Origin of the sequence: Mycobacterium sp. (genome assembly GCF_002863225.1) — a bacterium.
Classification (GTDB): Bacteria; Actinomycetota; Actinomycetes; order Mycobacteriales; family Mycobacteriaceae; genus Mycobacterium.
On sequence record NZ_PKEK01000038.1, the window covers coordinates 1 to 7,194 of the forward strand.

Genomic DNA, 7,194 nt, shown 5'->3' on the forward strand with positions numbered 1-7,194 from the left:
CCGAACGCCGACACAGCTACCTCGGTAACATCAGCCCGACAGAATTCGAGATGCTCTGGACATCCACCCAAAACGTCCCTCAACTCGCATAACCACGGCTCAAAACGACGGGGACAGATCAGTTGGACTCATCCAGCGGGAACACGCCACGGCCACCAAGCACGCTGGAATACCCGTCCCATGGCCCGACCATGCAATGGCTCCCACCATGATAAGATTGAACGCCGAGGGCCAGTCTAAAACTGGTCGCACGTATAACCATCATTTTATCTGTGATTGGTCAACAACACAGGAGTAGCTTGAATGCGGAACCGGAGATCCGCTGATGGTGATCGCATCTGGTCCAACCGTGCGCAGATGCGGCTGAACTCAGAGGTCGGACCCGCATGGGAGAATTGATTGGCCTCGGTCAACTCCGGAGCAATGCAATTGGGTATCTCGAGCGGGTTTTGGCGGGGGAGACGATTGAGGTCGTCCGCCGCGGCAGGTTGGTGGCGCGGATCGTATCGGCAGCGGGTGACCGTTCGACCCCGACCGCTCTGCCCGATCTTGTCGCGGTGAACGGCGCCGACGGGCGTATCGGGCTTGAAGCGTTGCGAAATAGCGCGGGGCGCTATTTCGATCGGGTTGAGGCTGGACAGACAATTTGGATTGTGTGGCGCGGCAAACTGGTGGCCCGGGTCGTGTCGGCCACGAGGAACCCAGAGGCGAGTCCGATCCCCACGCAACCGGTCAACGTCGCGGCGCGGGATGCTGGTGGGCGGGTCGGACTCGACGAACTGCGGACACACGCGGGGCGTTATCTCGACCGGGTTGCGGAGGGGGAGACAATCGAGGTCGTCCGTGGTGGCAGGGTAGTGGCCCGGATTGTGTCGGCCGCTGAGGACCCGCGCAGGACTGCCTAATCTTCAGCGGTACTTCCCGCACCACGAAGACCGGGTTCTCGCAGCGAGCTGGGCCATGAGTTCGCGGTTGCGGCGCGGGCGGCGGCGACATCTCATACGCCTGGGCTGCAGCGCTTCACTGGCAAATGACCACTGACGACTTCCAACACGACCACGCGCGCTTTCGACAGGCCATGACTGTCACCTATGACGCGACTCATCACGAGACGATGCTGGTGTCACCCATGACGCGACTCATCTGTCACCTATGCCGTGAACTCACACAGCTGCAACTGCTGAACAACCGTTTCGCTCAATCGTCACGTCGAGGAGCTCGCCCATCGGGCGGCCAGCTGTCGGTACCGGCCTCAAGCGGAATATTCAGGGATCGAAGCAGGATCGAAAAGAGCCGCCAATTAGCGATCGCTCCGACAAGTTCGACCAAAACCGCGTGATCGGCTTTGAAAGCCTTGTGGCACGCGGCCCAGTTCTCCTCGGCAACGACCCCGTCACGTACCACATCATCGGTCGCCGCCAGGACCGCACGCTCGACATGGCCCAGGCGATTAGAACTCTGCCAGTCACGCACCGCCAGCAGGTCATCCGAAGCCACGCCGAGCAGTGTCGCGATTCGCCAATGCTGTGTCCATTCGTATTCCGACCCCGTTACCCAGCCGATGCGCATGATGATCAATTCGCGTATCCGGGCGTCGAGCGCACCGTTAAATAGCAGCGCCTCGAGCATTCCGTACAGGGCCACTGCGAGACTCGGCTGGTGAAGTGCCACGCGAAATACCGACAGGTCTGCCATCTCTGCGGGCAGCCCACACTCGGCTGCCCGCAGCCGGGCCTGGTCAGGGTCGAGCATCGGTACGCGTTCCGTCATCGTCACGGCTGACCCTTTCTGTCAAACCTGCCGACCATCATGCCGTCGGTACAAAGACGTTGTGCAGGGCTGCACTACTCGATTCGGGGCTGACATCTGCAAGGGTATTGAGCAGCGTGGGGAGCCCAGCGAATCCTGTCGATTGCCGAGTGATGCGATGAAACGGCCAGCGGTGCGAGGCCAGGATTTCGAGGGCCTGCCGATATGCTGGGTAGTCCACCCCGAGTGCGCCCGCAACGTGCAACTCTTTGTACACCAGCAGGTCTGGCTCGAAGCCTGGGGCGCCCCCTCCGCCGCGCGTACCGGCGACCACCACTGTGCCGGCTGGCTTGGCGAGGGCCACAGCGTCGGCGAATGCGGAGGGCGCTTTGGCGGTGACGTCGACGACCACGTCGGCAAGCCGTCCGCGTGTCTCACGCTGGAGCGCTGTCACGGCATCGTCCTGCGATACATCGATGGGCAGGTCGACACCGAATGATCTGGCTATGGCCAGTCGCTGTTCGTCGCGTGGGCCGATGCCGGTCATCGCGACGAACGCGGCTCCCGCCTCCTTCGCAGCCACCGCCGCGCAGATTCCGCGGATTCCGGGTCCCAGGATGGCTACGACATCCCCCGCCTTAGTTTCCGGAAGCGTTGCTCCCCACTTGATGCCGGCCCCGAGAGGGTTGAACAACGTGGCGAGAACGGGGTCCATGTCTTCGGCAATCGGGAGTAGCATGGCGTCCCACGGGAGCTCCACATGGGTGGCGTATCCGCCCCACAAGCCAGAACCGATTTTCACGTCGACGAACCCGAACATGGTGGCGATGCCGTTCACCGCACACCGCCGGTATTCGCCGCGGCGACACGCGGGGCAGTCTCGGCAGGACCGGAACACCTCGACGGCCACGCGCTGGCCCGCCTGTACACCCCAGCGTTGGCTGGCTGCAGCGCCGACACGTTCGACGATGCCGACGATTTCATGCCCTGGAACGAATGAGAAGCCGGCAGGCAGGTGTCCGGTGAACTGTTCGTGATCCGTACCGCACAGACCACATGCTTCAACTCGCAGTATCGCACCTCGGTCGCCGACGTCGGGGATGGTCATCCGGCGCCGCTCCAGATTCCGCGGTCCGGTCAGCACTATCGCCTCGGCGATCATGGAAGCTCGAATCCGGTGAATGACCCTGTGTTTCGGAGGCAAACCGTTCTACCCACGTACATTTCGCCCGCCATCGCCTCGGCAATCTGCTGATCGTCGCTGCGTGCGACGACTCTTCGCCCGTCGGACAGGTGCGCGATGATCGGTGTCCATCGAGGTCGCCCGTCTCGGTCGTATACGACGGTGTATCCGTCCACTGTCGCGCGACCGGTCGCCTCGTCGACGCCTGCGACGGCCAGCCGCGATGAATCGATCTGAGCTTGTTCGTCTGCGGTGCCGATCAGTCGCCATCCGGTTGGTGGAGGGGTGGCCGACCACACACCGACCGAATGCTTCGTCGAATACCAACCGAGGCCGGTGACGAGTCCGGCATCGGTTGGGTCGCGTCTGCAGCGTCGGGCCATCTCAACGATCGAGTGGCTGACGTAATTGTTTCCGGGGCCGCCGTGATAGGGGAGGCCGCCGGTTACGGTGAGGCCTCTGTCGTCGCCGGGGTCCAGCTCGAGAGCCTCGGCGCCCATCTGAATTGCCGACGGGAAGCAGGAGTAGAGGTCGAACCACCGAATGTCGTCGGTGGTCAATCCGCCCGCAGCGAGAGCCTTGCGTGCCGCTACCTCGATACCCGTTGAGCGACTGAGGTCCGGCCGTTCCACGGGGAAGTACACGTCATTGCAGGTTGCCGCCGACCAGGGAAAAACGCAAAGATCGCGCGAGATGCCCAATTCGTCCGCCACCTCGGCCGCCATGAGGATGAACGCGGCCGCCATGTCGACGGACATGATGCTATTGAGCAGTTTGGGATAGGGCGCGCACACCATGCGGTTTTCCGAGGTTACTTCGCTGAGTTCGGTGGCACTTCGTGTGCGCGGAAAACAGGCCTGCTCGGGATGGCGTGCCGCCTCGGCTGTGAACGGTGCCATCAGGGTGCCCAGCCACTCCCGTTGCGCATCGAAATCGCGGCCGTGGCGCGCGGCGATCGCGGACTCGAAGATGGGATACACCTCTTGCGGCCAACTCAGACCCACCGACAACTCGGCTTGACTCAGCCCGGGGCGGGCGTCCCCCAGGAATTCGTCGCCGGAGCGGGGCGGGGGTGGGGAGTTGAGAAGTGCCGCGCCCTGGAGCTTGCGCGCGGAATGCCCGCTCTCCGCACCGACGACCACGACAACATCTGCGCGGCCCTCGGCGATTTCTCCACCCAACACCTCGACGAGATACGGCGGGGTGTTTCCGCCGACTGGACAGCTGATGCGGCGGGCGGGACTGATGCGCATCGCTTCGGCGATCCTGCTGGCGGGATTGTCCCGCGAGATGACCAGGATGCCGGGAGTCGCGACGGTGTCGATCCGCCGCTCGACCGCGCGACCTGCGTCTCTGACCGCGCGGCGTGCGGCCTCCACCGCCAAGTCGATCGGGTCCACGATGTCGTCCCCGCGATGGGTGACTTCGCCTACGCCGACGACCACCACCGGGGTACGCGCTTCTACCGCCATCGGCACCCGCTCAGGGCCACGGGGCTGATTTGAGACACAAAGGCGATGGTGTCATGTCTCTGGTCAAGCCACAATGGTGCGCGCCCGCGGCATACTGGCTGTTGTGTCCACGAAGTTGTTGCGGTGGGGTGCCGCTGCGCCGCCAGATCGTGGTTCCGCTCGCGACCGATTACTCGATGCTGCCGAGCGGTGCCTCGAGAGTTGCGGTGTGTTAAGCACGACCATGGAGGACATCGGCAGAACAGCGGGTGTGTCCAGGGCAACGGTGTATCGCTACTTCTCTAGCCGGGAGGCAGTGATGTCGGGTGTCATCATTCGCGCCGCCGAGCGCTACCTCGACCGCATCAACCCCCGGATCGCGGCGCACGCCGACCTGGGCTCCGCTCTGGTCGATTTCGTAGAATGCACAGTTGAGGCCGCGCGCCGCGAAGAGATCATCGGATTGTTGTTCGGCAGCGACGAGGAACTCGCCGGCGTCGGCATCGCGGCGGGGACCTCGACGTCGCTCTTCGAAATCGTCACCGAATTTCTGCGCCCCATCTTCAGGAGACACTGGAGCTACGTAGAACCAGGTGTCTCTGTCGACGACGCCGCCGAGTGGGTTCTCCGCACGATACTGAGCCTGCTGACGGTTCGAGGACCGCGGGAGCGCAGTCGTGACGGGCTCCGGGCGTTTCTTTCGAGGTTTCTCCTTCCCGCAATCCTGGCGAGTGACCATCGTCGACCGGTGTGACAAGTATGGCGTAATGTCTCAACGACAGCTGAGGTAGGAGGCCGGAAGTGTCTATGCAGTTCATCACGTTCAACGAACAGGTCGCTGAGCAACTGCAGAGCGCAGCAGAAACCACGGGCGGGTTGGCCGGTTACCTTGGCTTCCGGCACACGGAATTCACTGCTGGACGGCTCGTTGCGGAGATGGACGCACGTGACGACCTGAAGACGCCTTTCGGCAACTTGCATGGGGGCTGCTTGTCGGCCATGGTCGACCACTGCCTCGGAGTGGTGTTTTATCCCGTGATTCCGACGGGATCCTGGGTAGCGACGACGGAGTTCAAACTGAATTTGCTTCGTCCGGTCTCCAGCGGTACCTGTGTAGCCACGGCTGAGATCATCTCGCTGGGCAGAACCAGCGGTGTGGCGCGTATCGACATCTGCAACGACGGCAGAGCGGTGTGTGCAGCCCAGGGCACCGTCACCGTCGTCGCACCGAAGACGAACTCCTGATGTCTGCAAACGGACCAGGTGATTCGTCGGCTCCTGTCGTCGAGCGCGTCCCCGCGGCGGATGGGCTGTCGCTGGCGGTCGACCTCTACCGCTGTGACGCGCCGCGGGCGGTCGTGTTGCTCCTTCACGGCGGTGGTCAGAGCCGGCACGCCTGGGATCTCACCGCCCAACGCCTGCATCAGCGGGGTTACACGGTTGTCGCGTACGACGCGAGGGGGCATGGTGACAGCGACTGGGACCCGGACGGACGCTATGACATGGACCGGCTGGGGTCCGACCTGTTGGCCGTGCGCTCGTACGCCGGCACCGCCCGCCCAGTTGCCGCGATCGGCGCCTCTCTGGGTGGTTTGACCATCCTCGGCACACACTTGCTCGCCCCGCCGGCGCTATGGCAGGCCGTTGTCCTAGTTGACATCACTCCGCGAATGGAGATGCACGGCGCCCGACGAATCGTAGCGTTCATGTCGGCACATCCCGAAGGTTTCGACAGCCTCGAGTCGGCCGCTGACGTGATCGCCGCCTACAACCCGCACCGCCCTCGCCCCGAAAACGTCAACGGCCTCCGAAAAGTCCTCGAGCGACGTGGAGACGGTCGCTGGGCCTGGCGATGGGATCCGGCGTTTGTGACGTCGAATTTCCAGTTCCTGCAGGGTGATCCAGACGAGGGCGCTGAGGACTTCGAGATGATGAGCGCATTCCTTCTCGACGGTGCGCGGCAGGTGTCTGCGCCGACGCTGCTCGTCCGGGGTCTGCTATCAGACATCGTCAGCGAAGAGACAGTAAAGCATTTCCTCACCATCGTTCCGCACGCGCAAACCGTTGACGTATCCGGCGCGGGCCACATGATTGCCGGCGACAACAACGACGCATTCTCGACGGCGGTCGTCGAATTCCTCGACGGGACCATCTGAACTCGGCAGTCGGTTTACTGCCCTTTTGGGGCCGGCGCCTATCCTGCTTCTATGTCAACTGAACCAGTGCGGATATCTTTCCGCCGGCATGTGCGCGAGCAGGTCTTGAGGGCGACACCAGAACTCACCATCGAGAAGGGCTGGGAACAGGTCCGGATGAGCGAGGTCGCCGAATCGGTCGGCGTCTCCCGCCCGACGTTATACAAGAGTTCGGCGACAAACAGGGGCTCGGTGACGCGCTGGTGGTGTCAGAGGGTCAGCGCTTTTTGGAAGGCATTCATGCCGTCCTTGCCGAACATGTCGGCGACGTGCAGGGCGGCATCACCGCAGCGGTGAAATTTACCCTCTGTGAAGCACAAGACAGTCCGCTCCTCAAGGCAGTTCTGACGTCCAACCCCTCGGGGAATGATCGCGGTGGCTCGTCGTCCACGGGGCTCCCTCCGCTTCTGCCGACATCGGCTTCCCTGCTTCAGCTCTGCTCCGGGGCTCTGGTCACGTGGTTCCAGGACCACTTCGCCGATCTCGACTCCGGAGACGTCGAGGACGTCGCAGATGTTCTGGTGCGACTGACCGTGAGTCATGTTGTACTCCCAGCCGCGGACATCGCCACCACTGGTGAGCGGATCTCCCGCGTAGCACTCAGGTACCTGGGAGT

The 7,194-nt window shown here is 63.2% G+C and carries 7 protein-coding genes and 1 pseudogene; 5 read left to right on the forward strand and 3 right to left on the reverse strand.

Annotation, left to right across the window (positions count from 1 at the left end; genetic code table 11):
• Positions 1 to 386: 386 nt before the first annotated feature.
• Entirely contained in the window at positions 387 to 905 is a 519-nt protein-coding gene (locus tag CYU59_RS28985; protein ID WP_363114283.1) for a type II toxin-antitoxin system prevent-host-death family antitoxin, read from the forward strand.
• A gap of 292 nt (positions 906 to 1,197) precedes the next feature.
• Here CYU59_RS28985 and CYU59_RS09010 read toward each other — a convergent pair whose 3' ends face one another.
• The 3 genes from CYU59_RS09010 to CYU59_RS09020 are packed head-to-tail and all read right to left on the reverse strand — an operon-like array spanning position 1,198 to position 4,404.
• Positions 1,198 to 1,776 carry a carboxymuconolactone decarboxylase family protein gene (locus CYU59_RS09010; protein ID WP_292988381.1) on the reverse strand — a complete coding sequence of 193 codons (579 nt, stop codon included), beginning with the start codon at positions 1,774 to 1,776 and terminating at the stop codon, positions 1,198 to 1,200.
• A 31-nt stretch (positions 1,777 to 1,807) separates the two neighbouring features.
• Entirely contained in the window at positions 1,808 to 2,911 is a 1,104-nt protein-coding gene (locus CYU59_RS09015) for a zinc-binding dehydrogenase (protein WP_292988383.1), read from the reverse strand.
• Positions 2,908 to 4,404: an acetyl-CoA acetyltransferase gene (locus CYU59_RS09020; protein ID WP_292988385.1), complete on the reverse strand. Its 1,497-nt coding sequence runs from the start codon at positions 4,402 to 4,404 to the stop codon at positions 2,908 to 2,910. Before CYU59_RS09020 ends, CYU59_RS09015 begins: the two co-directional genes overlap by 4 nt.
• A gap of 208 nt (positions 4,405 to 4,612) precedes the next feature.
• On the opposite strand from CYU59_RS09020, the gene CYU59_RS09025 reads away from it, so the two are divergent.
• The 4 genes and pseudogenes from CYU59_RS09025 to CYU59_RS09040 form a co-directional block, all read left to right on the forward strand.
• Positions 4,613 to 5,137 carry a TetR/AcrR family transcriptional regulator gene (locus CYU59_RS09025; RefSeq protein ID WP_292988387.1) on the forward strand — a complete coding sequence of 175 codons (525 nt, stop codon included), beginning with the start codon at positions 4,613 to 4,615 and terminating at the stop codon, positions 5,135 to 5,137.
• A 53-nt stretch (positions 5,138 to 5,190) separates the two neighbouring features.
• Entirely contained in the window at positions 5,191 to 5,628 is a 438-nt protein-coding gene (locus CYU59_RS09030; RefSeq protein WP_292988389.1) for a PaaI family thioesterase, read from the forward strand.
• On the forward strand, positions 5,628 to 6,539 hold the full coding sequence (locus CYU59_RS09035) for an alpha/beta hydrolase (RefSeq protein WP_292988391.1): 912 nt from the start codon (positions 5,628 to 5,630) through the stop codon (positions 6,537 to 6,539). The genes CYU59_RS09030 and CYU59_RS09035 overlap by 1 nt, the downstream gene beginning before the upstream one ends.
• Positions 6,540 to 6,629: 90 nt before the next feature.
• A pseudogene (locus CYU59_RS09040) lies at positions 6,630 to 7,194 on the forward strand (TetR/AcrR family transcriptional regulator); the annotation flags it as partial.

Excerpts from the sequence above, each read along its gene's own strand:
- CYU59_RS28985 (WP_363114283.1), top strand. The coding sequence starts at position 387 with ATGGGAGAATTGATTGGCCTCGGTCAACTCCGGAGCAATGCAATTGGG.
- CYU59_RS09015 (WP_292988383.1), bottom strand. The coding sequence starts at position 2,911 with ATGATCGCCGAGGCGATAGTGCTGACCGGACCGCGGAATCTGGAGCGG.
- CYU59_RS09020 (WP_292988385.1), bottom strand. The coding sequence starts at position 4,404 with ATGGCGGTAGAAGCGCGTACCCCGGTGGTGGTCGTCGGCGTAGGCGAA.
- CYU59_RS09030 (WP_292988389.1), top strand. The coding sequence starts at position 5,191 with ATGCAGTTCATCACGTTCAACGAACAGGTCGCTGAGCAACTGCAGAGC.
- CYU59_RS09035 (WP_292988391.1), top strand. The coding sequence starts at position 5,628 with ATGTCTGCAAACGGACCAGGTGATTCGTCGGCTCCTGTCGTCGAGCGC.